This window comes from Spirulina sp. CS-785/01 (assembly GCF_028330525.1).
Taxonomy (GTDB): Bacteria; Cyanobacteriota; Cyanobacteriia; order Cyanobacteriales; family Spirulinaceae; genus JAQMSD01.
The window spans coordinates 1-26,084 of sequence record NZ_JAQMSD010000274.1; the positions used below are offsets into that span (position 1 = coordinate 1).

The window sequence follows — 26,084 nt, forward strand, 5'->3', positions numbered from 1 at the left end:
ATTAATGTCAGCTTCTACGGCCAGTGAAGATGTGGGGACGAAAAAAAGAATTTATGAGCAGACCTTTAGAACGAGGGATTATTTTGTCTATGAGCCGTTTAATGGGGACTCTTTGCAAGGATGGCATTTAAACAGACATCAGGAATATGAAGAACTAACGCCAGATGAGCGAGGATGGTTATGGTGTGAGAGTTTGGGGTTATGGTTAGGCACTTGGGAGGGAAGACTACGGCGAGAGAATGCCATTTGGTTGCGGTTTTATGACCGGGATGGCAATTTAGTCTTATTGCCTGAAGAAGTGGCGGAACAGGAACAGCAACGGGCTGAACAGGAACAACAACGGGCTGAACAGGAACAACAACGGGCTGAACAGGAACAACAACGGGCTGAACAGGAACAACAACGGGCTGAACAAGCTGAGGCAGAACGAGATCAAGAACGACAACAGCGAGAGCAAGCAGAGGCCAATTTACAGCAATTACAAGAGCGTCTGCGACAATTAGGAATTGATTCAGATACTGTTTCTTAAATTAACCTGTAACTATTCTGTTACACTGAATTGATTGTATTAAACCATTATATTCCAACGATATAACTGATAATACCACCAAGCCTTCCTCAAATATGGCCTCACATTTATTGTTATTGATTTCCTTACCTTGTTCTACAAACAAACCTATTGCATCCTCCCCCACATTGCCAAAATTATCCTGCCATAAACTCTTTAAGAACTCCCAATATTGGTTGACCAATAGCTCTACTCGTTCAGGATACGCCATTGAATCATTTTCAGTTTGGGGAAGTCCCTGACCTAGAGAAATTTGTTCTTTTGTCCAAGAGGCGATCGCTTCAACAGTATTTTGTAGAAATATTTGGCGACAAGCATTGCGCTGAATTTTGCCACTTGAGGTTTTGGGCAGATGACCTCTTTTAAGTAAATAAACAGCATAAACAGAAATTTCGTATTCTTGCAATACCGCTTCTCGAATTGCTGATATTATTTCATGCCATTCAATCTGTTTTGTACTGATTTTTTTAATTTCTTGGAAAATTACTAATTCTTCTTTGCTTTCTATCTCTACTGAAAACACTGCTCCACCATTAACTTGCAATTGAGTATGACTTTTTTGTACAATCAACTCAATATCTTGAGGATAGTAATTGATTCCTCTAATAATAATGAGTTCTTTAATTCTTCCAGTAATAAATAACTCCCCACGTTGAATAAAACCTAAGTCTCCTGTTCGCAAAAATTGTTTATCTTTTTCATTGAAGAGAGTGGCTTGAAAAGTTTTTTTAGTTTCTTCTTTTTTTGCCAATATCCTTGAGCAATACTGTCACTAGATAACCAGATTTCTCCTACTCGATTTGGAGGGCATTCTAAACCTGTTTCCGGATCAACAATCCTTAACGATGAGAAATTATGACTCCTTTGGGTGCTGAAGTTGAACCAGAGGTATATTGTAGATAGGCAATAGTTTGACTGGAGATATTACTGTTTAAGGCAATTTCTTGATCAGGTAGAAAGGTATCAGTTGCCAGATATTCTAAGCTGTTGAGTTGAGGAAGGTTTTGTGAATTTTGGGAGAATTGTTCAGCCAGTTGAGATGTGGTTAGAATGAGTGAGGGTTGAGCATTGATCGCAATGGTGAGAATACGGGGGAATGCCCGTTTCATTTGATAAGATTCTAGAGCAGGGGTTGGAACTGCAATCACGTTAGCGGACAAACACCCTAGAAAAGCAGTGAGGAACTCTAAGTTGTTGGGATAGAGTAAGAGGACGGTACTGTTGGGGGGAACTCGCGTTTGTAGGTGAGATGCGATCGCACTGACTTGTTGGGCTAATTGTTGATAGGTTAGAGATTGTGTAGGAGTTTTGCCATTCTGCAAAAAGGTGTAAGCCAGTTGATCGGGTTGTAAGTCCGGTAAATTCTTCAACCGGATCGAGAGGTTGGTAAAAATTAAAAAATTCTATACGATTGACTTGTGAATTTTCAGCTAACTGAATCATTTTTTCAAATTTGAGTATATTATCTGTGATGGAGGCAGTACAGACCACACCTTAGCCATTTTACAACGGTATGAGGCGCAACTAACCTGGATATCAGAGTGCGATCGCGGACAAGCAGAGGCAGTCAACAAAGGCATTACACGCACCACCGGAGAAATTATCGCTTGGCTTAACTCTATGGACTTCGCTGTCATCAAAAATACGTTAATTTACTAATTTTTAATTGTTATCAAGAGTTTAAAAAGTGGAGAAAACCACCTAGTCTTTATTCTTGTATAAAGAAAGAATGCAGCATTTTTGGGAAAAGAAAATTACAATTATTGTGGTATCCCATACGTTAGATTTTATTCAGGAATCTTGCGATCGCGCTATTTGGTTAGATCAAGGCCGCATTCGAGAAAGCGGACAAACCTCGGAAGTAGTGGCTCACTACCTTGAAGCCAATGGCCTGCCTCAACCAGACAGCAACCAACTGTCTCTTGACCTTTCTTCTCAGCCCCCTCGTCTCAACTCATAAAAGCAAAGCCGAAAAATTAAAGAAGTCATAGCAACTCACCAAACTTTATGTGAGACCAGACCAAAACATGATACTATAGTGCCACCTCATCGGTTCTAGCGGGGAACAGTCGCTAGAGGAAACGGGGAAAGCGCAGTGAAAATCTGCCACTGTCCCGCAACTGTGATGGAGGTTAATACCCTCTCAGTCAGGATGCCCGCCGATGAATGAGTCCAAGATAATGAGTCCAAAATAGCAAGACATCTGCGAGGTACGGATGATGGTCAAGATTCAACGGGTTATAGAGTATTTTAACAAGATTCCCCAAACGCTGCTGAGGGTTGATATGCGGGGAATTGGGTAAGACATGAATAATTTGACCTAAAAAATGGGCGATGACTTACCGCCTAGGGAGCGTTGAGGGGGCAATAGTGACGAATGCACCCTTAACTCTAGGTGTGATGACGGTGTATTTATTTTGCATCTTTAGCCATAGAGATGCAACCAGTTACAGGAGGTTACAGAAGACGATGACGAAAAAATCCCGATTCTTACATCTTGTCGCTATGGCAGGATTAAGTTTTTATCTCATTGTAGGGGCCGCATCTCCGGCTCAGGCCATGCACATTATGGAAGGCTTTTTACCTGTGAGTTGGGCGGTGTTTTGGTGGGTTTTGGCCTTGCCCTTTTTTATTATAGGACTGCGATCGCTGACTCGCATTACCCAACAACAACCCGAATTAAAATTACTCTTAGCCTTAGCTGGGGCCTTTAGCTTTGTCCTATCTGCCCTGAAAATTCCCTCTGTCACCGGGAGTTGCTCCCACCCTACAGGCACAGGGTTAGGGGCGGTTTTATTTGGCCCTGGGGTGATGACAGTATTGGGCAGTCTGGTATTAGTCTTTCAAGCAGTATTACTGGCCCATGGGGGGTTAACGACATTAGGAGCGAATGCCTTTGCCATGGCCATTGTCGGGCCCTGGGTGGCCTTTGCCGTGTATCGACTGTTGGCCAACCAAGGGAAACAACGCTTAGGCGTGTTTTTGGCGGCCAGTTTGGGCGGTTTAGCCACCTATCTTGTCACCTCCATTCAGTTGGCCTTAGCCTTTCCCGCAGCCAGTGGCGGTGTGTTAGCCGCCTTTCTCAAGTTTGCCGGAATTTTTGCCCTCACCCAACTCCCTCTCGCTATTAGTGAAGGACTGTTGACAGTGTTGGTGTGGAATTGGCTGCAATCTTACGCTACCAGCGAATTACAAACCTTGCAATTATTACGCAGTGAATAAAAAAAGGGATTTATGAAACAACAACCAGAACAAAAAACCAATCAAGGCAATTGGTGGATTATTCTCACTGTCTTGGCTTTAGCCATTTTACCGCTAATTTTTGTCCGGGGGGAATACGGCGGGGCCGATGGGGAAGCCGAAGAAGCAATAACAGAAATTCAACCGGACTATCAACCGTGGTTTGGTGGGGTTTTTGAGCCGCCGAGTGGGGAAATTGAGAGTTTATTATTTGTCTCTCAGGCCGCTTTGGGTGCGGGAGTTATTGGTTATGCTGTTGGCTTATATAAAGGCCGCAGTGAAAGGACGAAACAGGAGGAAGAATAGGGGGTTTACCCGTTTTAGGGTAGCTCGTTTCGTCATTTATGCACCATCAAATTGATTCTCTGGCTTATACGAATCACTTGCGATCGCTGCCTCCAGGCCATAAACTAGGATTTGCGATCGCGCTTTTTATCTTAGGGTATCTCTCCCCTCCCCCCCTACAACTCCTCATCACCCTCTGGTTAATGGTTTGGGTGGTGGTCTATGCCAAAATTCCCGCCAAAATTTACTTAAACTTATTAGCCCTTCCCGTCAGCTTCTGGCTATTAAGTTTACCCGCTTTAATAGCAGGAGTGAGTTTAAATAGTCATAGCACAACCGTGGAGATGGATGCCCTATGGGGGGTACAGGTAGGACCCCTGTATCTCTATTGCAGCCAACAAGGGTTAGACTGGGCAAGCATCGTGTTTACCCGTGCCATTACCCTCACCTCTTGTCTATACTTTATTTTACTCACAGTCCCCTTTGTGGAAATTATCCGCGTCTTACGACAGTTGCGGTGTCCCACGCTAATAACAGAGTTACTTTCATTAATGTATCGTTTCATTTTTGTCTTAACTGAAACCGTTTTAGAGCTTCTCACCGCGCAACAATCTCGGAATGGCTATGCCCATTGGCGAGTCGCTTGGCGGAGTATCAGTTTAGTCGTGGGCCAGTTACTCTGGCGAACCTTGGAAAATTATCGCCAAATTGCTCTAGGATTACAATCGAGGGGCTTTAATGGAGAGTTACGAGTCTGGCACGCCCGACGGTATCAACCCAATTGGCGGTATATTCAGGAGGCGATTGGAGGGTATTGTTTGTTATTACTGTTGTTAGTCGTGAGTCGTTGAGCAAAGATTGGAGAGTTGTTTTGAGCAAAAATGTCCATGTCACAGTTAACCGCAACCGTCCCGCTGGTAGAGTTTTTGGCACAATCGAATATTGACTCGTCTCCAGCATGGGAATTAATTGATGGGAGAGTCATTCAAAAGCCTATGCCCACTCTGTTTCATTCGCGGTTGCAACGTAGTCTGGTCAATGCCATCAACCATGGCACTGATAGGTTTGAAGCCATTCAAGAGTTACGCTGTATTATTCCCCCTTACTCTCCTGTACCCGATATTGTTATCATTGCTGCGGAACGACTTTCAGATGAGGATGGGCCATTCAATGGTACTCCAGATTGGCTAATTGAAATTCGCTCCCCGGACCAAGGGACTTTAGACTTACAAAATAAGATTCTTCACTGTCTCAGTAACGGGACGCAACTAGCTTGGTTAATTGATTGTGAGCGTCAGCAGATTTGGGTTTGGGAGGGGGATAATTTGCCTATGATTTATTCTGGTGCAGATGTTTTGCCTGATCTGGGTCTTGATCTAGAATTCACTGTCCATCGCGTTTTGGCCATGACTCGACAAAAATCCTGATGCCTTTTCTAGTGATCATGAATCGGTAAACTATACGAGAAAACCCCAAACGAGAAAACCCCAATCCCCCATCACCCATGACCCATAACACAATGTTAATGGAATTTGACCAAGTAGCTTATACATATCCGTGTAGTCCACAACCCGCATTACAGGGGATATCTTGGCAAATTCCCCAGGGGAAACGGTGCGCGGTTATTGGACAAAATGGGTGTGGGAAAACCACCTTATTTCGGTTGGCCAATGGGTTGTATCGTCCCCAACGGGGTGTGGTACGCTTTTCAGGAGAACCCTTGCGCTATAATCGCCAGGCTTTAAGTCAGTTACGGCGGCAGGTCGGGTTAGTCTTTCAAAACCCCGAACAGCAATTAGTTGCGACCACCGTTGAGGAGGATTTATCCTATGGGTTATGTAACTTGGGTCTTGCGGCCAGAGAGATTGAACCCCGTGTTCAACAAACGCTACAGGACTTTGAGTTAACTCCCTTGGCCGATTATCCCGTCAATTATCTTAGTTTGGGGCAGAAAAAACGAGTGGCTATTGCAGATGTAATGATTCTGCAACCGACTCTCCTTTTCCTTGATGAGCCTACCGCTTTTCTTGATCCCAAGCAAACTCGTTCTTTACGGCAACTCTTAGACCGCATTCAAGCAACCGGAACAACTATTATGATTGCCACCCATGACCTAAATTTTGTTTATGATTGGGCCGATTGGGTGTTTGTCATGAATCATGGACAATTAATCATGGAAAACACCCCAGAAGATGTATTTTGTCAACGGCACACCTTAGAGGATTTAGGATTGGGAACGCCGATTTTAGTGGATGTCTTAGATGCGATCGCCCATCATACCGACGATCAAGGCATGATCAACCAGCGAACTATTCAAGCATCTTTACGGGGCTTAAATCAAGGCATTCCCTCCGAAAACGTCTAGGAACTCTACCCTAGGGGAGAGGGGAGGGGTGTTACCCTCTGAAATTCAAAGTTCTAGCCTCATTACATACAAGTACGGTAAGATAGAGACTCCTGTTGCACCACAGGAGCATTTTGCTGGATTGACAACTTTTTTGTAAACAATAAGTAAAGGCAAAATTTAGAACCACAAAGGAAGCTGAGTGGTATTATCATGGCGACAATAAAAACAGATAAGGGAAACAATATGACACAAGCACCAGTCTCTCCTGCGGTGCTAATAATTCTTGATGGTTGGGGATATCGGGATAACGCCGAGGGAAATGCCATTAAAGTTGCAAATACCCCCATCATGGATAGTATCTGGGAAACCTATCCCCGAACCTTAATTCGCACCTCCGGTAAAGATGTGGGACTCCCAGAAGGTCAAATGGGGAACTCGGAGGTGGGTCATCTGAATTTAGGGGCAGGCCGCATTGTACCGCAGGAATTGGTTCGCATTACCGATGCCGTGGAGAGTGGGGAAATTCTCCAGAATGAAGCCTTGGTGGACTTATGCGAAACCGTGCGATCGCGCAATGGTAAACTTCACCTCATGGGACTCTGTTCCGCAGGAGGAGTCCATTCTCACATCTCCCATGTCTATGGGTTACTCCATCTGGCCAAAGCGCAAAATATCCAAGACGTTTGTATTCACGCCTTTATGGATGGACGGGACACCAACCCCCATGAAGGCATCAACGTCCTCCGAGAAATGAACGAAAAAACCCAAGAAATTGGAGTGGGTAAAATCTCCACCATCTCAGGTCGTTATTTTGCCATGGACCGCGATCGCCGTTGGGACCGCACCGAAAACGCCTACAACGTGATCACCCAAGACGGAGAAGGCAACGGCAAAACCGCCGTGGACTGCCTCCAAGAATACTACGACCAAGACACCACCGACGAATTTATTCCCCCCACCCGCATAACCACCGGGGCCATCGAACCCGGGGATGGCGTGATCTTCTTCAACTTCCGGCCAGACCGAGCTAGGCAATTAACTGCCGCCCTCATAACCCCCGATTTTGACGGCTTTGAACGGGAACAAATTCAACCCCTCTCCTTCGTCACCTTCACCCAATACGACCCCACTTTACCCGTCTCCGTCGCCTTTCAACCCCAAAACCTCACCAATATCCTAGGGGAAGTCGTCTCTAGAGAAGGGTTGCGGCAATTTCGCACCGCAGAGACCGAAAAATATCCCCACGTCACCTACTTTTTTAACGGCGGCCTCGAAACCCCCTTTGCCGGAGAAGATCGGGAACTCATCCAAAGTCCCATGGTCCCCACCTATGACCGCGCCCCGGCCATGTCCGCCGCAGCCGTCACAGACACCGCCTGTAATGCCCTCAACAAGGGAATTTACTCCCTAATGGTGTTAAACTACGCTAACCCCGATATGGTCGGTCATACAGGCAATATGGACGCGGCTGTGCAAGCCATTGAAACCGTCGATCGCTGTTTAGGTCGTCTCATTGAAACCGTCAGTAAAGTCGGCGGCACAATGTTAATTACCGCAGATCACGGTAATGCCGAATATATGTGGGATGAAAACGGCCAACCTTGGACCGCCCACACCACCAACTTAGTCCCCTTAGTCCTCATCGAAGGCGAAGGCTTAAAAATTCCCGGTCACGGCACAAAAGTTAGACTGCGCGAAGGAGGCCGTCTCAGCGACATCGCCCCCACCCTCCTGGAAATCCTACAACTCCCCCAACCCGAAGAAATGACCGGGCGATCGCTCTTAGAACCCGTAGGCTTTGACGTAAAACCCAATCGCACTCCGGTTAAAGTCTCGCTTTAACAGAAATGTCAGGAGAAGTCCCCAGCTAAAATCTCTTTGATTTAGCTGAGGATGAATCCCGACCAATAAATAAAATTAGCACGCCTAAAGGTAGAGCAGTTCGGCCCCCTCTTGCTGATAAGATAAGCAATTGGATGGACAACACAATTAGTAGGAGAATCTTATGCCTGTACTGGAGACAGTTCCCGATGTAACTTTTAAAACTCGTGTTCGTGATGAATCTGTTGGTGGCCCCAACCCCTTTCGTTGGGAAGATAAAACCACCCAAGACATCTTCGGTGGCAAACGGGTTGTAGTCTTTTCTCTCCCTGGGGCTTTCACCCCTACCTGTTCTTCCAACCACTTGCCCCGCTACGAAGAACTGTATGATGAAATTAAAGCACAGGGCATTGATGAAGTAATCTGCCTGTCGGTGAATGATGCCTTCGTCATGTTCCAATGGGGGAAACAGCAAGGTGCGGAAAAAGTCTTTCTCCTCCCCGATGGGAATGGTGAATTCACCCGTAAAATGGGAATGTTAGTCGAGAAAGAAAACTTAGGGTTCGGAATGCGCTCTTGGCGGTATTCCATGGTGGTCAATGATGGCAAAATCGAAAAAATGTTCATTGAACCTGGATATGCAGATAACTACCCCGAAGACCCCTATGAAGTGTCTGATGCGGACACCATGCTCAAATACCTGAAAGGATAAGGTTAGTCCTTGAGTCTCCCACCAAGAGGCTCAAAAAAAGCTCTCATCCCACTTAGAGACGGCCTTCTGGGTCGTCTCTCTTATATCACGCAAGCGAGTGAAAGAGCTTGCTAAAATAATAAAATGCAACTCACTCAGATGGGTGGATTTTTTTTATGAAACGTTCAACCCGACCCCCCCGATATGACCGTCCCCCGTCCTCCCGACCCAGTAAAGGGGGGGGAGGAGGAGGAGGAGGGAATCCTCTTTCGAGTTTTAACTATGCCACAGCCGCCCTACTCGCCGCCGTATTTGTATTAGGGATTGGCGTGGGACTATCATTGAGTTTATCGTCGAGTAACAATGCCGTGAATGTGGCCTCACGGGAAGTCATTGACCGTCGGGCCCCCAACCCGGATATCTGTCAGCAATTTGGGGCTAGTGCCATTGTGAGTGATATGCGGGTGTTTATTACCCTCAACCCCTTTAGTGTCTATGTGAGTCAGCCCAAAATGACTCCTGGATGTGTCCTACGACGGAATAACTGGTCAATTCTGGAAACCCGCAATTTAGTGAACCGGGAACAGGTGAAAGACTGTAAAAATCGGATGAATACCTTTGGGTTTACCGGGACCCTTGATGGGGGGGCGACCAATATTTCTTGTATTTATCAAAACGATGCAGCCGGAAATTTATTTCTTAATCCCCCAGGGTCGGCGGAAATTAATTCTCCGAGAGAGTCCGAGAATTTCTAAGTTCCATGGTGCGAGTTTAGTCTTTTCTGCCTTGGGGTTAAGCCCTCAAGGGCTGACTAGGAAAGAATCTCAGGAGGAATTTACCCTTTGTATAGTGTAACGGGTTATGGGTCGATGATGGCGGATCGAGTCCGCATGGATGCCTATGCCAAAGCCCTCCAAGACACCGTGAAACCGGGGTCTATTGTGGTTGATCTGGGGACGGGGACGGGAATTTGTGCGTTTTTGGCTTGTCAGTTGGGGGCTAAACGGGTTTATGCGATTGAACCTGATCCGATTATTGAGTTGGCGAAAATTCTGGCCGCGGACAATGGGTTGAGTGAGTTGATTGAGTTTATTCCCCAGTTTTCCACTCAAGTGACGTTACCGGAGAAGGCCGATGTGTTGGTGTCCGATTTACGGGGGATTTTACCCTTATTTCGACAACATATTCCCTCGCTAATAGATGCAAGGACGCGATTTTTAGCCCCGGATGGGGTGTTAATTCCCCAACAGGATAGGATATGGGGGTGTTTGGTTCATGCACCGAAACTTTATCAGCAGTACCAGGCCCCTTGGGGGGATAATCGCTATGGGCTGAATTTCACAAAAGGCAATCGGTGGGCGATGAATCGGTTGTATAAGTGTACCGTGCAACCGGAACAATGTGTGGTTTCGCCCCAGTGGGTGACGACGTTGGATTATGGGACCATTGAAGATGCGAATTTGAGGGGGGAGTTAAGTTGGGAGAGTGAGGAAACGACGACGGTTCACGGGTTGGTGTTGTGGTTTGAGAGTCAGTTGACGGAGGGGGTGTCGTTTTCTAATGCCCCTGGAGAACCGGATTTGATTTATGGGAAGGCGTTTTTGCCCTGGGAACGGCCTGTGGGACTTGAGAAGCGCGATCGCGTAACCATCACCCTAAAAGCCAATTTAGTCCACAATCACTACATCTGGCAATGGCACATCCAAGTATGGCGCAATCATCAGTTAATCGAAACCCTACGCCAATCCACCTTTTATAGTCATCTTTCTATCCCGGAACAATAAACCATCAACCATCAACCATCAACCATCAACAATTTGTTGTTTGTCGTTTGTTCTTGGTGATCATGCAAGGGGTAAGAAACCGGGTTTCTATCTAAATTGATCGTGTTTTGCCACAATTTTGCACAGAAACCCGGTTTCTCAACTGACCCATTACCCATTACCCATTACCCATTACCCAAAAAAAAGGAGGCTTTCACCTCCCTTAACCTTCAACAAAACAATCTGCTCTTACTTACCCATTCCTAACTGTTGGGCTTTTTGATAGACCTTACCTTCAGTGAGTAATGAGGGGGCAATTACCACTTCAACCTGCTGCATTTCTTTAATATTTTTTGCCCCTAACGTACCCATACTGGTCTGTAATGCCCCTAACAGGTTATGCGTTCCATCATCTAACCGGGCCGGGCCGATCATAATTTCCGATAGTGAACCCGTTGTCCCTACCTTAATGCGAGTCCCACGGGGTAACACAGGACTGGGGGTGGCCATGCCCCAATGATAACCGCGACCGGGGGCTTCGGCAGATCGGGCAATGGGTGAACCAATCATCACCGCATCGGCCCCACAGGCGATACATTTACAAATATCCCCCCCTGTGACAATTCCCCCATCGGCGATAACCGACACATAACGCCCGGTTTCCCGTTGAAAATCATCTCTGGCGGCGGCACAGTCGGCAACTGCGGTGGCTTGGGGGACTCCTACCCCTAATACCCCGCGAGAGGTACAAGCAGCCCCAGGACCAATACCCACTAACACCGCAGCGGCCCCTGCTTTCATTAAATTGTGGGCTACCTCATAGGTGACACAATTCCCTAACACCACAGGCATGGGCATTTCTTGGCAAAATTTCTCCAAGTCGAGGGGAATAATAGACTCTGGAGACAGATGGGCGGTGGAAACAACCGTGGCTTGGATAAAGCACAAGTCTGCTTGAGCTTCAGCGACGACTGACCCAAATTTCGCCGCCCCTGCCGGGGTGAGACTCACTGCCGCAATACTATTTTGCTCTTTAATTTCTTGAATGCGTTGTTTAATGAGTTCGGGTTTGATGGGTTCTGCATAGAGTTCTTGCATCAAGCCAACAAATTCATCTTTCCCGACTGAAGCAATTTTGTCTAAAATCGGGTTTGGGTCTTCGTATCGGGTTTGAATCCCTTCGAGGTTCAGAACCCCTAATGCGCCCAATTGGGAAAGCATGACGGCGGTATTCACATCTACAACCCCGTCCATGGCACTGGCCAGAATGGGGATGTCCCGTGGAATGCCACCAATTTCACACTTTGTCTCCGCTAAGAGGGGGTCTAATGTCCGTTGTCCGGGGACAAGGGCAATTTCGTCAAATCCGTAGGCGCGTCGTGCGGTTTTGCCGCGACCAATTTGTATGTCCACTCTCTTTTTTTCCGTTCCCAAAGCTATATTTATCTAGGCTATCAAATTTTGGGGTCTTCTGAATGTGACGCTAATTTCCTTGGGTGCATACAATGGAGAGTTAGGTGTTGTTGAGATTTATAGCATGAGGGGGAGACGTTTGAGCATAGCTAATGCTGGAAAATCTCACGATGCTAGGCTGATCTTACTGATGACTGATGACTGATGACTGATGACTGATTACTGCTATAACGGGAATGACTGTGACTTCTACTGCTACTTTCGATTGGTCTGCAATTTTGGCTGAGTTGGAGGGGTTGGAGGTGATCCAAGATTCTGGCCAAGTGACGAAGTTATCTCTGGATTATTTCCATTTCAGCCCTATTCTACAGGAACAGTTAGCGGAGAAGCGGGCTGATTTGGTGGTGCGGGCTACGACGGAAGCTGAGGTGTTACAGGTGGCGCGTGTGTGTGTGAGGTATAAAGTGCCTCTGACGGTGCGGGGGGCAGGAACGGGGAATTATGGGCAATGTGTGCCTTTATATGGGGGGATTGTTCTTGATCTGTCGCGGATGAATCAAGTGCTGTGGATTGAGGAGGGGATGGCCTGTGTTCAACCTGGGGTGAAGATGGCCGCGTTTGATAAGCAAGCGAGACAGACGGGGTGGGAGTTACGGATGTATCCTTCGACTTATCGCACTGCAACGATTGGGGGGTTTATTGAAGGAGGGAGTGGGGGGATTGGTTCGGTGAATTATGGGATGTTGCGCGATCGCGGCAATCTCCAAGCCGTTCGGGTGGTAACATTGGAGGACGAACCCCGTGTTCTGGAGTTACGGGGCGATGACACCCAAAAGGTCAATCATGCTTATGGGACGAATGGCATTATTACTCAGTTAGAGTTTCCCCTTGCCCCCGCTTATCCTTGGCAAGAGGTGATTGTCACTTTTAATGACTTTCTCACGGCGGCGAAGTTTGGCCAAGCGCTCAGTGATGCCGATGGGTTAGTGAAAAAATTAGTCACCATTTGCGCTGCACCCATTCCCAATTATTTTGGCGCATTAAAGCCTTATTTCTCAGAGCATCAATCTTGTGCTTTATTAATGATTGCCGAATCCTCTTTAGAAGCGTTGCGGGATTTAGTGGGAGCGTTTCAGGGGGAGATTACCTATAGTAAAAGTTTTCAAGAGGCACAAAAAGGGACAAGTTTGGCGGAATTTACTTGGAATCATACTACTTTACACGCTCGTAATGTTGACTCAACTTTAACCTATTTACAGACCTTTTATTTTAATTTAGACAACGTTGAAAAGATGTATCATCAGTTTGGTGAAGAGGTGATGATACATTTAGAGTTTTTGCGGTTAGGCGGAAAGGCGATTCCTGCGGGGTTACAGTTGGTGCGCTATACGACCGCCAAACGCTTACAGGAGATTATCGATTATCATGAGAATAATGGAATGGGTATAGCGAACCCCCACACTTATATTCTTGAAGATGGCGGTCGCAAGGTGATTGATCCGGTACAGTTAAAGTTTAAGCAGGAGGTTGATCCCTATGGGTTGTTTAATCCGGGGAAAATGCGGGCTTTTGAGGATATTAATGAATAATAGAGAGAAGATAGATATATTTAGAGAAAATAGAAGAAATTAGTATATGTTTAATTCTCAAGAGTATGAGCATGGTCGTTTAGGAGAGTTGAAGGTAGATCAGCATATAGTTGAAACTCCTTTTCTATTTCCTGTTGTTTCTCTAGTTACTAGCACTAAAGCAAGTGGTGGAGGTATATGGAAGTATATATTGCAAGCTAATATGAATCAAGGAATATTACGACGCAATATTCCTGTTATGTCTCAGGTGCTTCACTTTTTAAACTTTATTCCTAAAAAAATTAATGGACTAAATACATGGCGTGAATTAGGAATTAGGCAACGTTATCAAGAAGATACTGGAGTTAAGTACAATGCTCCAATTTTTCTGGATTCTGGAGGTTTTCAGCTTTTATCTAAAAAAAATATTGATTTATCTCCCTACGGATTGTCTTTAAGCAAAACCAAAGGATTTCAATCTATTCTAGATTTACAACAAGATTTTGGAGGTAATATAGTTGCTAGTTTAGACTATCCTTTACATCCAAAACTACTGAAAGAAGAAGCAGAAGAACGTTTAGAAAGAAGTGCAATTAATGCAATAAAAGCAGCTGACTCTTTACAAAAAAATAATGAGTGGAATCCTTTTTACTATATTGCTGTTCATGGACAAAATCGTCAGCAAATTGAGCAATATGTTCAGCAAATTTTTAAAAAATTTTCTAGAAATAAAAAATTGAGAAACTATCCTTTTGGGCTAGCTATCGGATCACTTGTGCCATTACGAGGTTCTAGAAAATATGCCACTATTATCGATTTGATTCGAGGAGTTCAACAAAGCATACCAGAAGAAAAGCGTTCAATAACTCCTATTCATATTTTTGGGATTACAGGAAGTTTAATTCCTGTTTTAAGCTATTTAGGAGTAGATACTTTTGATTCAAGTTCTTATGTACAAGAAGCAAGAAGTTTAAGTTACCTTGAACCGATAACAAGAATTCCTCTTCCTATATTAGAAATGGAGCATATAACTTGTGATTGTAGAGTTTGTCAAGAAGCTAACTTACAATATATACAAGAGGCATTAATTTCTGATCAAAAATGTCGTCCTGTTCATCATGGACACTATAAAAGTAAATATTATGCTGATATTGCTTTACACAATCTCGAAATGGATTTTCAACTTGTTAAACACATTCGAGAAGCAATAAAAGCTAATGAGTTACAAGAATATTTGATTGAATATACATCTAGTCGTTCTCATCTAAATAAGGCATTAGATTCACTATCTTGTGAAGATTCCTCGTTAAAAACAAGATTATCTCGTAAAATAGTTTTTTTTCCAGAAAAACAAGAATTATCTTCAAGTGAATCTTTAGTTTCTTATAAGTATAAACCAGATAGTTTTAATATATTACGAGAAGAATTTACCCCAAAAGTGAATCAGAAGATTTTACTTATACTTCCTTGTTCTGGAGAAAAACCTTACTCCAACTCTCGCTCTCACCGTTTAATTCATGATCGCCTCGAACAATCGATTGGAAAAAACAGTCAATTGATCCACAAGGTAACTCTCTCAGGACTATACGGACCAGTTCCAGAGGAATATGAATGCAAGCCGCCTATTATGGGATATGATTTTCGCTTAGACCCACTCGATGAAAAGCAAATCAGATTACTCACAGACCGTTTAGTGCACTATATTCAGCTTCATAGTCAACATTATTACACCTACATAGGTTACGCTACTAGCAAAGCGTATAGAATGGTATTAGAGCAAACGAAAAAAGAGGCTTCTAACTTAGTTGTCTTACCGTACAAGCCTAAAAGCCTTCGTCTAACTGAATTTTTTCGTAAAGAAAATATTGCAGAACTTATCAAAATAGTACAATCTGCTTTAAAAGAGGTCAATTTAGGGGATAATGGACAAGACTGATTCAGTGGCTTTAGTATATCCATGCCTTACCACGAACTATATCTTCTTCTCGATGAAGTGTTTGCTCAACTTAACACAAGGAATGCTACTCTTAGTCCCGATGAAGTGTGGCAGATATATAATGAAGAGGTACGTCAAGTCCTAGAGCAAGATGATGATGACGAGGGATCCACTAATCTAGAACATGAGTTCACTAATCTAGGTAATGGCTTATACTTACCTAAAGCATTGGAAGCGACACGGCTGTTACAACAGTTAAGACAACGTTTTGATGCAAATGGCAATGCCAATCCCTTAGTAGGGCGCATTCGAGCCGCAGTTGTTGAGAAGCAGCGTCCAATTCGCAATATAGCTCGACATGAGATTCCGGGGATAGGACAAGATATTGTTCAACTAACACCTGAATCCTTTACCCAATTTTCACGGTTTCAAGTCGAAGGATGGGAGAGGGTTCATAACACGATTGAAAATCGAGAGGGAATCGTTGTTGTTGCACCTACAGGTAGTGGTAAAACAGAAGTATTTTTGATGCCTGTCATCTATGCGATCGCACAATCGCTCCGTCAAAATCCCAATCACCCTTATCGCTTCATTACCCTTTACCCGCGAGTTGCTTTATTGAAAGATCAGTTAGCTCGCATTTTTCGTTATGTTCACCATGCAGAGCAGGTATCTCTCACAACAGGACAACTCTCTTTTTTTGGTAGTGAAACCATTGAACAGGGAATTGTTATTGGTTTCCAGTTTGGCGGAATCTGTGCTAATGCAGCAGACACCTTCGATAATCGAGATATTTTTACAGAAGATAGCGTATTTAGAATAGTTGATCAGTGTCCCATTTGTGGTCAAGGTCAACTGAGAGTAGATCGAGATCGCCGAAGCCGTCGTTATCGGGGCAGAAATATACCTAGAGGTGTTCATCTACTTTATTGTGATAACCCAAGCTGTGGAAATGGTTCTGAGTTTCATGTTTCTATTGCTAAAAACGATCATGCAATAGCTCGTCCTCATATTTTAGTGACTACTGCCGAATCATTAGATCGATTGTATCTCAATCCCAAACCAGAGTTTGAAAATTATCTACGACAATTGACAGGCATTGTTTTTGATGAAGTCCATTTATACTATTCAATTTATGGGGTTCATATTCATAACCTTGTTCGTCGCCTTGAAGAATGGCAGGGGGGGCAACGTTTAGTCAAGATTGCGTCTAGTGCCACAATTGCTGACCCAGAACGCTTCATTGCTAACTTTTTTTATGGCTCGCCAAATCATTCAGTATTAGTTCATAGTGCTAATGATTACGAACAAGAACCTGCGGGTTTAGAAGTTCTCTACTTTTTACAATCCCCAGAAGGCAGAATCAATGCAGGGGCAGCACCAACCTTAATTCAGAGTGTTATGGCAATGGGTCATGGTGTTTTAGGTAATAATGATCGTGCTATTGTTTTTTCTGACTCTTTGGATATGGCGGGACGATTAACTGCACAAATTAGCGATGCGGAAGGAAATAAACGTCTCTGGAAATTTCGTACTCTCTCGGAAGAAATTCGTTTTCAAAACATGACTTGTCCAGGAACTTCTCCTAGTGAATGTCCTATTTATTTACAAGGAGAATGTTGGCGAGGGATTTTAGGAAATGAGAACTGTTCTGAGATTATTGAATGTTTGCAGGAAACCCCCCTAGAGATTATATCTGTATCGTCTAAGCAGAAGAATGATTATCGAGAAGGAGATATTCTTGTTGCTACGCCGACTCTTGAAGTAGGGGTTGATGACGAGAGGATAAAATCAACAATTCATTATCTACCTCCCCGTACAGTTTTTTCATTTATTCAAAAACGAGGGAGAGCAGGACGTTCATCAGGAGAAATTGCCTATACTCTTATGGTACTAGATACTACTCCCTCTTCTCAGTTCTACTTTTTCCGACGCAATCGTTTGATCAATGGTCATTATGAATTACCTTTGAATCCTGAAAACGAGGTTGTGCGCGGTATGCACGATCTTATTCAGCGAGAACGAGAACGCATGGGACAGTGTTTTCAGAATGCTGGTAACAATTCAATACAAGGAATTTGGTGCTGGGTTTGGGAAACTTTGAATCAATGTCATATTCTTCAACGTTACTATTCTGAACATTTAAGACAGCTTGATCAGTATCCTCGCAATGCTACAGAACAAGGTCGTGTAAGACGTATTCTTCGAGATTGGATTGAACAAGAGAAAAGACTATTAGGAAATTATCTTAGTTTACAACAATTATTGGAGCAAATTCAGGAAGAAACTCCGCAAGAACTACATCTCACAGTGCAGGACACGATTCATGTAATTAACCGTTTTTTATCTAATGATGTAACTGCTGATAATGTAAGACAACAACTGAACAAACTAGATTTAGAACTGGGTCAAATATATTATTCTGATGAAGCTAATCAAGAACTCCTCGAACAAATTACAGCAATTCAAAGAACGGTGAGAGAAACTTGGCTTTCTCTAAGCAGACAACTATCTTGGGGAATTGAATTACACCACGTTGAATGTCTGTATGATTTCTTTCGTTCTTTGCAAAAACTCTATGAGCCAAAAATTTTAAACATGGCTCCTGATGTCTTAAAGATTGTCCTTCAATCCCTGTTTTATTTACATCTAGGTTTAAATGAAGCAGATATTCCAGAAGGAAGCGACTATTATAGTTATTACATACCAGATGCTTATTTTCAAACAGTAAAACCAATTATCATAGAAGCTCGTTATTTAGTTGGTTCACGAACAAATTCAGACTTATATCAAGAAAATTTAACTGAATTATCTACAACATTTATTCCTTATAAAACAGTTTATCGCTATCGTCCCAGTCCTGAATCCCGCCCTAATCCCAATATTTCGTATTTAACTATATTAAGTCTTGAACATAGACCAGATTGGGTTAACCAAGAACAACAAACTGTCAGTATTCGTCTGCGCTCTGAAGGAGTTACACGAGGTGGTATTCACATTCCTAAAAAAGTTTATGTTAAATTTATAGAAAGCGATCAAGAAGGTCAGCAGATAGTTTCATTTTGTCCTCAATGTTATGCAATACATAGTATTAGGAAACGCAGATGTAACTGTCATCAAGAACTACAAAGAGTAAAGCTATATGCTGAACCCATTGTTGAACGAAGTTATGAAGCACTAACTGAACCTCAACCAATTATAGACGGGTTTCATTTTATTGAAAGAATGAGAGGAACAACAACAGTCAGAGGTTCTTCTGTTCAAGCGAGACGAGTCTATTGGGATGAGCAAGTTCGTTTTTACAGATATATTGCCCGTGTTCAGCCATACAATTTTAATGCACTCTACGATTTGCCTGTTGAGTACGGTATCCCGACAAAAGGAATTATTTGGAATTTATCTGAAATTGTAGAACAGATAATGGAGGATGATGAGTTACGTCACCAAGTCGAGGAAGTCAGAGTTAATGGGACAAACAAAGAATTTAATCATGAGTTAATTTTACATACTGCGGCACATCTATTACATAGAGCGATCGCGTCCATTAGTGGAGTTAACGAACAAGAACTAGAATATTGGTTTGATGTTACAAATAGGGAAGTCGTGGTTTGGGAAAGATACGAAGGTGGTGCGGGTATTTCCGAAGTTTTTGTCAATACTTTAAGAACTCAAGCTCTAGAAGTTTACCAAGAACTATTAGCTTCTGTTCTCTGTCCTGTCAATTTAGCGGAAAACCCTAACTGGACATCAGTTACACAACTCCGCACTGAACTAGCACAACATTGGCATTTAGAAGAAAACAATGCGCTGATTGTAAGAATAACACAAGAAGCGGAAGCAGAACGTCAAGCACAACTTCAGCAAGAAGAAGAAAGAATTATGTGCCGACCACCAGAAGGGCATGATGGTTGTCCTGCTTGTATTCATACAACCTATTGTACAGAGCGTTGTACAGAGCGAAATGAACAAAGTTTAAGAGTTAGTCGGATGGTTGGTGAAGCTTTTTTAGAATATTACAGGACACAATATATTATCTAGTTTACATTATGAATAACGCTAGATTGAATTATTAACCAAACCAAGAGATGGAGATTAAACTACATGAATTCATTAAATGAAATAATTGACAAAAAAATTGGTGAAGTTCGTACTGAATCATTAGATCTTAGCTTTGGTGAAATTGTCAATATGCACAAAGCAAAGGAAATTATTATACAACCTGATTATCAGCGTCTTTTTCGTTGGACTGATGTTCAAAAATCACGTCTTATAGAATCTATACTCTTAGAATTACCTATTCCTCAAATTTTTGTGATCGAAAAAGAAAATGCAGTATTAGAACTTATTGATGGATTACAAAGGGTTAGTTCAGTAATTCAATTCATAGATGCTGAAAGCTTAAGAAAAGAGCCTTTGAAATTACAAGGGTGTGATTTAGTAGAAGAATTAAATGATAAGACTTTTGAAGATTTACCGTTAAAATTAAGATTATTGATTAAACGTTCTTCTGTTAGAACTGTAATTATTAAACGGCAAAGTCAATCCTTTTTACGGTATAGTATGTTTAAGCGATTAAACACAGGTGGAGCTATTTTAGCACCGCAAGAAATTCGTAATTGTTCGGCTAGAGTAATGGGAGATGAAGGAGAAAAATTCTATCAATTTCTCCAAAAAATGGCAAAGCACCCTAGTTTTTTATTGTGTACTAAAATTCTTCCTGAGCAAGATAAAGAAAAAAAAGGTGACGAAGAACTTGTTTTAAGATTTTTTGCTGCTAAAAATGATCTGGAATCATTTAAAAATAAAGTACCAGATTGGCTAGACATATACATGGAAAAAGTTATTACTCAAGATATTAATTTTTTTTATAATCAACAGGAGCGAGACTTTACAGCAGTTTTCGACTTATTAGGTAATACTTTAGGAGAAACTGCTTTTGCTTCATACAGAAATAATAAACCTGTTAGAAAATTATCACCTGCATATTATGAAGCAATTACAATAGGAGTTTTTAGAGTTTTAGATCAAATGAGTAAAGTTTCTATGGATGCTATTAAACAAAAAATCATTCATACTGTTCAAAGTAGTCAATTCAAAGAATATACAGGTTCAGGAGCAAATAAAACAGAAATGCTCAAAGGTAGAATTGAAGTGATTGAAAATGCACTTTTGGAGCTAGTTCATGAGTAATTGGGTTAAACAATTAGAAGATGATCTGGACTGGAGAATTGCAGAGTTAGGGATTTTGAAAACACAAGCTATCTCAGCACCTAAAGGTTCAGAAAGATATAAAGTAATGCTTCGCGCACTCTGGGCCATGCTTTATGCTCATTATGAGGGATTTTGTAAGTTTGCTTGGGATTTGTATCTAGATGAAATACAAAAATCTCAAATTAAGAGGAAAAACTGTCAAGAGCAAATTGCTAAATTTTCACTTCAACAACAATTAAAAAATTTTAAACAAGATTTATCAGTAGATAATATTTGGCTATTTGTGACCAGTGATTTTAATCAGCTACTAGAAGACAATATAGACTTTGCTGTAAAGTTAGAAACTCGCTCTAATCTTTATCCTAATCGTTTTAAAGAAAATATTCAATACGCCGGAATTCATTGTACTTTAATTGATACATATACGACTGAAATTAAAACTTTAGTTGCACGCAGAAATGAAATTGCTCATGGGCAAAAAATGCCTATTAAAGATATCCAAGAATATCAAAAACATGAAGATGCAGCCATAGAGGTTATGCACGAGTTAGCGTTAGCTGTGGTGGATTGTTTAGAGCAAAAACTCTATTTGAAGTCTCCTTGATTCGCCACTTCGGGGAAATAGAATTCAAGGGTGCAAGCTGACGATAGACGCGAGGAAAGTCCACATAACCCCTGCTTCGATTAATTGCGTACTGACTAAATAACACAGGTGTTGGGTATCAAGACGTTGTTTAATCTCATTTAAAACAAGAGTCCGATGGGCCGGACACATCTGAGTCGAAAGGTGATACGAAATCCGCACCCCAAATATTCACTATCCTTGTGAAATATTAATCATTGTAGGGTGGGCAATGCCCACCCAAAGAGCGTTTCCTGATTTTTTAGGGTCTTTCGATACCGGATTTCGTATAACACCACTGAACAGCCCCAATCTTCTACTAAGGTTGCCAGTACGTCTAAAATGGGGAGGGCTAAACGCGGGGGAATGCTTTGGGCCTCATCAATGAGAATTACGCGATCGCGCAATTGATGCAGTTTGCGACATTGCCCTGGACGGTTAGCAAATAAGGACTCGTAAAACTGTACCCCACTGGTGACAATATAGGATTTATCCCAGCGTTCTGTATCTAATTTATAGTTGCGAACGTCTTGGGGGTGGGGTTCATACCCGCTATGATGTTCAAGCACATTGTTTTCCCCCAGTAAGTCTCGATACACTTGCGCGGTTTCCTCGATAATCACTTTTAGAGGGGCAACATAAACAATACCGCGCATTTGGTGGGTTTTCCCGTGGATTAACCCCCACCGTAAACTACTTTGGGTTTTCCCAATCCCACAAACCCCCGTTAAGCGATAAAATCCCTTGGGTTGGGGGGCGTGGGTGATACAATCGGCAGCGAAGCGGTTTCGCAGTTGATCTAACTCAGAGGTTACTTCCTTGAGGGTGTAGGGATCAAAGGGGGATGGGGGCAAAGATAGAGATGTAGGGGGAGTTTCACCCTTTTCAAAATTAGCAGCATCCGTGCGATCGCTATCCACCAGTGCAGAAAACAACATCCGAATGGCAAATTCTCGTTTGAGAGGAGGAAGCTCAATATCTGGGATAGACTGAGGAAGAAACTCGTTAATCTCCTGTTGTGCCGTATCACGGGCTTTTTCCCACCCTTTCCAATACTGTTGTAAAGTCCGTCTCAGATCACGATTGGGTAATCCGGTATGGTGTCCCGCGATCGTATAAGCTAAAGCGGGAATATCAGGATCATCCCCTTGCTGACGAGCTAATTCTAACGCCAACTTCGCCCCATGTGCCGCATGAACCTGTTTAGCCCCCTTCCCTTGTAAATAATCTTGCCAAACCCGTCGATACTTCCCCAAATCATGCCACAACCCGGCATAAAACCCCACCCCTTGCAAAAAGTCGGGTAAACAGTCAGAAGTTAATCTAGCTACCCCTTGTAAATGGTCTTGTAGCGGTTGTTTGCGGCCATCTTCAGCGATTCTTGCCCAATACTCCATAAAACAAACTTTGATACTGGTTTCTTTCGGTGGCTATTGTCCCAAAAGCGCGTCTGAGGACTGATTGTGCCGCTAACCTGCTAACGGCTTAATCATGATGTTATAGTAGGGAAAAAAAGGTTCTTTGTCTCATCAATGTTACCTTCTCGCCCATACCAACCCGTCTTGTTGCGTCTCTTACATGGTGTAATAGCGATTTTAACCCTATTGGCCCTGATTTCTGGGTTTTGGGTGTACGATACCTATGATCAACGCTGGGGAAGTCTCCGTTTACCCCAACTCAGTGATATTCAAGGCATTCATGGCACGATCGCGCTAACCCTGTTTTTACTTCTTCCTTTGCTAGTCTTATATAGTTTTCACCTCGGCCAACGTCGTCTCATCCAACCCCAACTCTGGCAACACCTCAAAACCCCCAGTCAACCCATTTGGTGGATATCTCTCCAACGTCTAGTCAATACTCTCATTCTAGTCGCTGCCACCTTTTCTGTTTTGACTGGACGGATGATGAAGGAAGAATGGCTACCCGCAGGAGAAATGAACCATGTTTGGTATTTAGCCCATCTGGTGGGATGGTGTATCACACTGTTGGCCGTGGCCACCCATCTCCTCTTGGGAGCAAAAGTGGGGGGAGTCCCCCTGCTGTTGTCCATGTTTCAATGGCACACCCAACCCAGAGACACCCCTCAAACTTGGTTACGAGGTATCAAGTTTAATCCCTCTCGGCCACTGTTAAATGCTGTGGAATGGGGAATTCTGGGGGGACTCCTTTTAGGGTTGATTTTGCCAGTTTTCTATTTGTTTTAACTGCGAGTTATGCGCATTTTACTCGTTGAAGATGACCCCGAACAACTCGAACCTCTCCATTCGGCCTTAACTCGTTGTGGACATATTGTGGATGCAGTCGAAGATGGAGCGACTGCTCAATGGTTACTCGCAGAAAAGGCGTATAATTTATTAATTTTAGATTGGATGTTACCCCAAGGGGATGGGATTGAGATTTGCCAGGAATATCGACAACAGGGGCATTCCTCGCCCATTCTAATTTTAACTGCCAAGGATACCACGGCAGATAAAGTGAAAGGGTTGGATGCAGGGGCCGATGATTATTTAGTGAAACCAGTGGACCTAGAGGAGTTACTAGCCCGAGTTCGCGCATTAAGGCGGCGATCGCCTCTTTGGTCTGGGGATATTTTACAAGTTCCTCCCCTTTCTCTCAACCTCGATACTATGGTGTTAGAGGGGGGAACAAAGTCTTTAAAACTGAAAAGTCGGGAGTTTCAACTGTTAGAATATTTACTCCGTCATCCCCAACAGGTGTTAACCCGTGAACAAATTGAGTTGGCCCTGTGGGAATGGGGGGAAGAACCAGAAAGTAATGCGGTGGCGGCCCGGGTGAAACGCTTACGTCAACGGTTACGAGAGGTGGGGTTAGCAGATTGTGTGGAAACGGTGTATGGGATGGGTTATCGTTTGATCTCACTAGGGGAGAAGTCACCATGAAACAGCCCTTACAACGGTTTCAGCAGTGGTGGTTTACGTTACCCATTCGTCGTCGGGGATTGGTGATTATTGCTATTCCGGTGACTTGTTTTTTGGCCACGTTGGGGGCGGTGGGGTGGTTAAAGGCTAGTTTAGTGGAGGATGAGGCGTGGGTGCAACATACCCAAACGGTGCGCTTGGAGACGAAGCGGTTGTTAAATGCTTTGGTGGATGCAGAAACGGGTATTCGGGGATATGGGTTAACTCAAGATGCGGTATTTTTAGAGCCTTATGAGGAAGCACAGGTGTTGATTCCGCGCTGTTTAGAGCGTTTGCAAGGGTTGGTGCAGGATAATCCCCAACAAACCCAACAGATCAGGGTAATTCGGGAGAAAGTGGCTGGCAATCTGGCTTTGTTTGCAACGATGTTAAAGGAGTATCAGCAAGGGAACAGTCTGGAGAGGCAAGGGTTACAACGGGTTGAGCAGTTAATAGCAAGTAAGGGGAAAATGGATGAAGCTCGACGAGCTATTGAGCGTTTTGCGGCGACGGAGGAATATTTATTGGAGGTTCGCAAGGCACATCAGGCGTTTTATCGGCAATTGACTTGGTTGGTGTTTTGTATCTCTGCAATGGTGAGTGTTTTGGGGGCGATTGTGGCGGTTTATTTGTTTGCCCGTTTGGAACGGGAGTTGGCGATGCGAGAGGGTAATTTACGCCTCACTAATCAACGGTTACAGGCGGCCTGTGAACAGTTAGAACGGTTTAGTGCTAATGCGTCCCATGAGTTGAGAACCCCTCTGGCGGCGGTGTTGAGTAATGCTCAGGTGGGGTTGATGGATTTAGAGGAGGGGGAGGAGGCGTTAGGGGCGGTGCGGCAACGGTTACAGAAAGTTGTGGCTCTGGCGAAGCAGATGAGTGATTTGGTGGGACAGTTGTTGTTTTTGGCCCGTCAGGATGGGGGGGTGAATTGGGAGGGTTGGCATTGGGTCGATCTGACGAGATTAATTGAGGATTTAGGGGAGGAATGGTTGACAGAAATGCAAAAATATGGTATAGCGTTTTCTTGTGATTATCCTTTTGAGAGGGTGCGGGTGCAGGGGGATGGCAATTTATTACGTCATGCGATCGCTAATTTACTCAGTAATGCCTGTCATTATACGCCCTCTGGGGGGGAAATTGGGCTAAATTTACAGTTAGTGGGCGATCCTCGTTCCGAGAGGCTTCACCAACAGGCTATGATTACGGTTCGGGATACGGGGGTGGGGATTCCCCGTGAGGCACTCCCCCATGTTTTTGAACGATTTTACCGGGTGGATGGGAAACGGTCCAAGGGAGCAGGGAAGTTTGGTTTAGGACTTGCGATCGCAGAACAAATTGTCCGTGTCCACGGGGGAAGAATTACGGCCCAGAGTACCTTGGGAGAAGGATCAGTGTTTCAAATTACGTTATCTCCAGTGAATGATAACAGCGATCCTAGGGCTTTTGGGGGTAATGAGCATAAAGGCGATCGCGTATAATTGAACAACGGTTGAGCGCAGTCCCCATCTAAAATCACAAGATTTAGATGGGGTTAGCGAACGTTTGTTGTTGAGCTTTTCTTCAATGACCCCCACCTACTTCGTGAGGTGGGGGAGTGGGGAGAGATAACCTTCCCGTAGCTGCGAATAGCTCTCCAGGGGTATTGCGGATTAACACTACTGGTCGTTTCTCTAGACCGGATTAGCTGTAAGGGGGCGG

The 26,084-nt window shown here is 43.7% G+C and carries 23 protein-coding genes, 1 pseudogene and 1 riboswitch; of the genes and pseudogenes, 20 read left to right on the plus strand and 4 right to left on the minus strand.

Translation table 11 applies throughout. From position 1 onward, the window contains the following. A pseudogene (locus tag PN462_RS17785) lies at window positions 1-529 on the plus strand (Uma2 family endonuclease); the annotation flags it as partial. 1 nt (window position 530) lies between these two features. Here PN462_RS17785 and PN462_RS17790 read toward each other — a convergent pair. Continuing rightward, window positions 531-1,319 (minus strand): AMP-binding protein, encoded by a 789-nt coding sequence (locus PN462_RS17790; RefSeq protein ID WP_272130166.1) that lies wholly within the window; start codon window positions 1,317-1,319, stop codon window positions 531-533. Window positions 1,320-1,407: 88 nt separating this feature from the next. Further along, window positions 1,408-1,938 (minus strand): AMP-binding protein, encoded by a 531-nt coding sequence (locus PN462_RS17795; RefSeq protein WP_272130167.1) that lies wholly within the window; start codon window positions 1,936-1,938, stop codon window positions 1,408-1,410. A gap of 91 nt (window positions 1,939-2,029) precedes the next feature. Here PN462_RS17795 and PN462_RS17800 point away from each other — a divergent pair, with 91 nt between their 5' ends. The 11 genes from PN462_RS17800 to PN462_RS17850 all read left to right on the plus strand — a co-directional run bounded on the left by PN462_RS17800 (window position 2,030) and on the right by PN462_RS17850 (window position 10,736). Continuing rightward, entirely contained in the window at window positions 2,030-2,227 is a 198-nt protein-coding gene (locus tag PN462_RS17800; protein ID WP_272130188.1) for a glycosyltransferase, read from the plus strand. A gap of 70 nt (window positions 2,228-2,297) precedes the next feature. Beyond that, a complete protein-coding gene (locus tag PN462_RS17805) occupies window positions 2,298-2,528 on the plus strand; it encodes a hypothetical protein (protein ID WP_272130168.1) in 231 nt (76 codons plus the stop codon). Window positions 2,529-2,601: 73 nt separating this feature from the next. Next, window positions 2,602-2,746: riboswitch (cobalamin riboswitch) on the plus strand. 291 nt (window positions 2,747-3,037) lie between these two features. Further along, window positions 3,038-3,790 carry an energy-coupling factor ABC transporter permease gene (locus PN462_RS17810; protein ID WP_272130169.1) on the plus strand — a complete coding sequence of 251 codons (753 nt, stop codon included), beginning with the start codon at window positions 3,038-3,040 and terminating at the stop codon, window positions 3,788-3,790. A 12-nt stretch (window positions 3,791-3,802) separates the two neighbouring features. Next, the gene (locus PN462_RS17815) at window positions 3,803-4,114 is read left to right on the plus strand and encodes an energy-coupling factor ABC transporter substrate-binding protein (RefSeq protein ID WP_272130170.1); all 312 of its coding nucleotides are present in this window, start codon (window positions 3,803-3,805) and stop codon (window positions 4,112-4,114) included. A 38-nt stretch (window positions 4,115-4,152) separates the two neighbouring features. Further along, complete coding sequence (gene cbiQ / locus PN462_RS17820; protein ID WP_272130171.1) at window positions 4,153-4,944, plus strand: cobalt ECF transporter T component CbiQ; 792 nt, start codon at window positions 4,153-4,155, stop codon at window positions 4,942-4,944. Window positions 4,945-4,980: 36 nt separating this feature from the next. Continuing rightward, entirely contained in the window at window positions 4,981-5,520 is a 540-nt protein-coding gene (locus PN462_RS17825) for a Uma2 family endonuclease (RefSeq protein ID WP_443029215.1), read from the plus strand. Window positions 5,521-5,597: 77 nt separating this feature from the next. Continuing rightward, the gene (locus PN462_RS17830; protein WP_272130173.1) at window positions 5,598-6,458 is read left to right on the plus strand and encodes an energy-coupling factor ABC transporter ATP-binding protein; all 861 of its coding nucleotides are present in this window, start codon (window positions 5,598-5,600) and stop codon (window positions 6,456-6,458) included. A 225-nt stretch (window positions 6,459-6,683) separates the two neighbouring features. Further along, window positions 6,684-8,282, plus strand: coding sequence for a 2,3-bisphosphoglycerate-independent phosphoglycerate mutase (gene gpmI / locus PN462_RS17835; protein WP_272130174.1), 1,599 nt, complete (start codon window positions 6,684-6,686; stop codon window positions 8,280-8,282). A 163-nt stretch (window positions 8,283-8,445) separates the two neighbouring features. Then, a complete protein-coding gene (locus PN462_RS17840; RefSeq protein ID WP_272130175.1) occupies window positions 8,446-8,973 on the plus strand; it encodes a peroxiredoxin in 528 nt (175 codons plus the stop codon). A 155-nt stretch (window positions 8,974-9,128) separates the two neighbouring features. After that, entirely contained in the window at window positions 9,129-9,707 is a 579-nt protein-coding gene (locus tag PN462_RS17845) for a DUF3172 domain-containing protein (protein ID WP_272130176.1), read from the plus strand. An 87-nt stretch (window positions 9,708-9,794) separates the two neighbouring features. Continuing rightward, on the plus strand, window positions 9,795-10,736 hold the full coding sequence (locus PN462_RS17850; RefSeq protein WP_272130177.1) for a 50S ribosomal protein L11 methyltransferase: 942 nt from the start codon (window positions 9,795-9,797) through the stop codon (window positions 10,734-10,736). Between the two features lie 228 nt (window positions 10,737-10,964). Here PN462_RS17850 and PN462_RS17855 read toward each other — a convergent pair whose 3' ends face one another. Next, a complete protein-coding gene (locus PN462_RS17855) occupies window positions 10,965-12,128 on the minus strand; it encodes a GuaB3 family IMP dehydrogenase-related protein (protein ID WP_272130178.1) in 1,164 nt (387 codons plus the stop codon). A gap of 236 nt (window positions 12,129-12,364) precedes the next feature. Here PN462_RS17855 and PN462_RS17860 point away from each other — a divergent pair, with 236 nt between their 5' ends. The 5 genes from PN462_RS17860 (at window position 12,365) to PN462_RS17880 (ending at window position 21,447) form a co-directional block, all read left to right on the plus strand. Beyond that, window positions 12,365-13,717 (plus strand): FAD-binding oxidoreductase, encoded by a 1,353-nt coding sequence (locus PN462_RS17860; protein WP_443029214.1) that lies wholly within the window; start codon window positions 12,365-12,367, stop codon window positions 13,715-13,717. Between the two features lie 46 nt (window positions 13,718-13,763). After that, complete coding sequence (locus tag PN462_RS17865; RefSeq protein ID WP_272130180.1) at window positions 13,764-15,632, plus strand: tRNA-guanine transglycosylase; 1,869 nt, start codon at window positions 13,764-13,766, stop codon at window positions 15,630-15,632. Between the two features lie 21 nt (window positions 15,633-15,653). Continuing rightward, complete coding sequence (locus PN462_RS17870; protein WP_272130181.1) at window positions 15,654-19,670, plus strand: DEAD/DEAH box helicase; 4,017 nt, start codon at window positions 15,654-15,656, stop codon at window positions 19,668-19,670. Between the two features lie 63 nt (window positions 19,671-19,733). After that, complete coding sequence (locus tag PN462_RS17875) at window positions 19,734-20,822, plus strand: DUF262 domain-containing protein (RefSeq protein ID WP_272130182.1); 1,089 nt, start codon at window positions 19,734-19,736, stop codon at window positions 20,820-20,822. Continuing rightward, entirely contained in the window at window positions 20,815-21,447 is a 633-nt protein-coding gene (locus PN462_RS17880; RefSeq protein WP_272130183.1) for an MAE_28990/MAE_18760 family HEPN-like nuclease, read from the plus strand. Before PN462_RS17875 ends, PN462_RS17880 begins: the two co-directional genes overlap by 8 nt. 233 nt (window positions 21,448-21,680) lie before the next feature. Here the strand turns inward: PN462_RS17880 and PN462_RS17885 are convergent, their stop codons facing one another. Beyond that, window positions 21,681-22,862, minus strand: coding sequence for a CRISPR-associated endonuclease Cas3'' (locus PN462_RS17885; RefSeq protein WP_272130184.1), 1,182 nt, complete (start codon window positions 22,860-22,862; stop codon window positions 21,681-21,683). Window positions 22,863-22,997: 135 nt separating this feature from the next. On the opposite strand from PN462_RS17885, the gene PN462_RS17890 reads away from it, so the two are divergent. From PN462_RS17890 to PN462_RS17900, 3 genes are read left to right on the plus strand one after another with little or no spacing between them, the layout of a single operon-like run. Beyond that, the gene (locus PN462_RS17890) at window positions 22,998-23,669 is read left to right on the plus strand and encodes a cytochrome b/b6 domain-containing protein (RefSeq protein WP_272130185.1); all 672 of its coding nucleotides are present in this window, start codon (window positions 22,998-23,000) and stop codon (window positions 23,667-23,669) included. Between the two features lie 9 nt (window positions 23,670-23,678). Continuing rightward, window positions 23,679-24,365, plus strand: coding sequence for a two-component system response regulator RppA (rppA, locus tag PN462_RS17895; RefSeq protein ID WP_272130186.1), 687 nt, complete (start codon window positions 23,679-23,681; stop codon window positions 24,363-24,365). After that, window positions 24,362-25,864: a sensor histidine kinase gene (locus PN462_RS17900; RefSeq protein ID WP_272130187.1), complete on the plus strand. Its 1,503-nt coding sequence runs from the start codon at window positions 24,362-24,364 to the stop codon at window positions 25,862-25,864. Before rppA ends, PN462_RS17900 begins: the two co-directional genes overlap by 4 nt. Window positions 25,865-26,084: the final 220 nt, after the last annotated feature.

What these genes read in the sequence shown, in the direction of transcription:
- PN462_RS17805 (WP_272130168.1), top strand. Translation starts at nt 2,298, where the DNA reads ATGCAGCATTTTTGGGAAAAGAAAATTACAATTATTGTGGTATCCCAT.
- PN462_RS17810 (WP_272130169.1), top strand. Translation starts at nt 3,038, where the DNA reads ATGACGAAAAAATCCCGATTCTTACATCTTGTCGCTATGGCAGGATTA.
- PN462_RS17815 (WP_272130170.1), top strand. Translation starts at nt 3,803, where the DNA reads ATGAAACAACAACCAGAACAAAAAACCAATCAAGGCAATTGGTGGATT.
- cbiQ (WP_272130171.1), top strand. Translation starts at nt 4,153, where the DNA reads ATGCACCATCAAATTGATTCTCTGGCTTATACGAATCACTTGCGATCG.
- PN462_RS17825 (WP_443029215.1), top strand. Translation starts at nt 4,981, where the DNA reads ATGTCACAGTTAACCGCAACCGTCCCGCTGGTAGAGTTTTTGGCACAA.
- PN462_RS17830 (WP_272130173.1), top strand. Translation starts at nt 5,598, where the DNA reads ATGACCCATAACACAATGTTAATGGAATTTGACCAAGTAGCTTATACA.
- gpmI (WP_272130174.1), top strand. Translation starts at nt 6,684, where the DNA reads ATGACACAAGCACCAGTCTCTCCTGCGGTGCTAATAATTCTTGATGGT.
- PN462_RS17840 (WP_272130175.1), top strand. Translation starts at nt 8,446, where the DNA reads ATGCCTGTACTGGAGACAGTTCCCGATGTAACTTTTAAAACTCGTGTT.
- PN462_RS17845 (WP_272130176.1), top strand. Translation starts at nt 9,129, where the DNA reads ATGAAACGTTCAACCCGACCCCCCCGATATGACCGTCCCCCGTCCTCC.
- PN462_RS17860 (WP_443029214.1), top strand. Translation starts at nt 12,365, where the DNA reads ATGACTGTGACTTCTACTGCTACTTTCGATTGGTCTGCAATTTTGGCT.
- PN462_RS17865 (WP_272130180.1), top strand. Translation starts at nt 13,764, where the DNA reads ATGTTTAATTCTCAAGAGTATGAGCATGGTCGTTTAGGAGAGTTGAAG.
- PN462_RS17870 (WP_272130181.1), top strand. Translation starts at nt 15,654, where the DNA reads ATGCCTTACCACGAACTATATCTTCTTCTCGATGAAGTGTTTGCTCAA.
- PN462_RS17875 (WP_272130182.1), top strand. Translation starts at nt 19,734, where the DNA reads ATGAATTCATTAAATGAAATAATTGACAAAAAAATTGGTGAAGTTCGT.
- PN462_RS17880 (WP_272130183.1), top strand. Translation starts at nt 20,815, where the DNA reads ATGAGTAATTGGGTTAAACAATTAGAAGATGATCTGGACTGGAGAATT.
- PN462_RS17885 (WP_272130184.1), bottom strand. Translation starts at nt 22,862, where the DNA reads ATGGAGTATTGGGCAAGAATCGCTGAAGATGGCCGCAAACAACCGCTA.
- PN462_RS17890 (WP_272130185.1), top strand. Translation starts at nt 22,998, where the DNA reads ATGTTACCTTCTCGCCCATACCAACCCGTCTTGTTGCGTCTCTTACAT.
- rppA (WP_272130186.1), top strand. Translation starts at nt 23,679, where the DNA reads ATGCGCATTTTACTCGTTGAAGATGACCCCGAACAACTCGAACCTCTC.
- PN462_RS17900 (WP_272130187.1), top strand. Translation starts at nt 24,362, where the DNA reads ATGAAACAGCCCTTACAACGGTTTCAGCAGTGGTGGTTTACGTTACCC.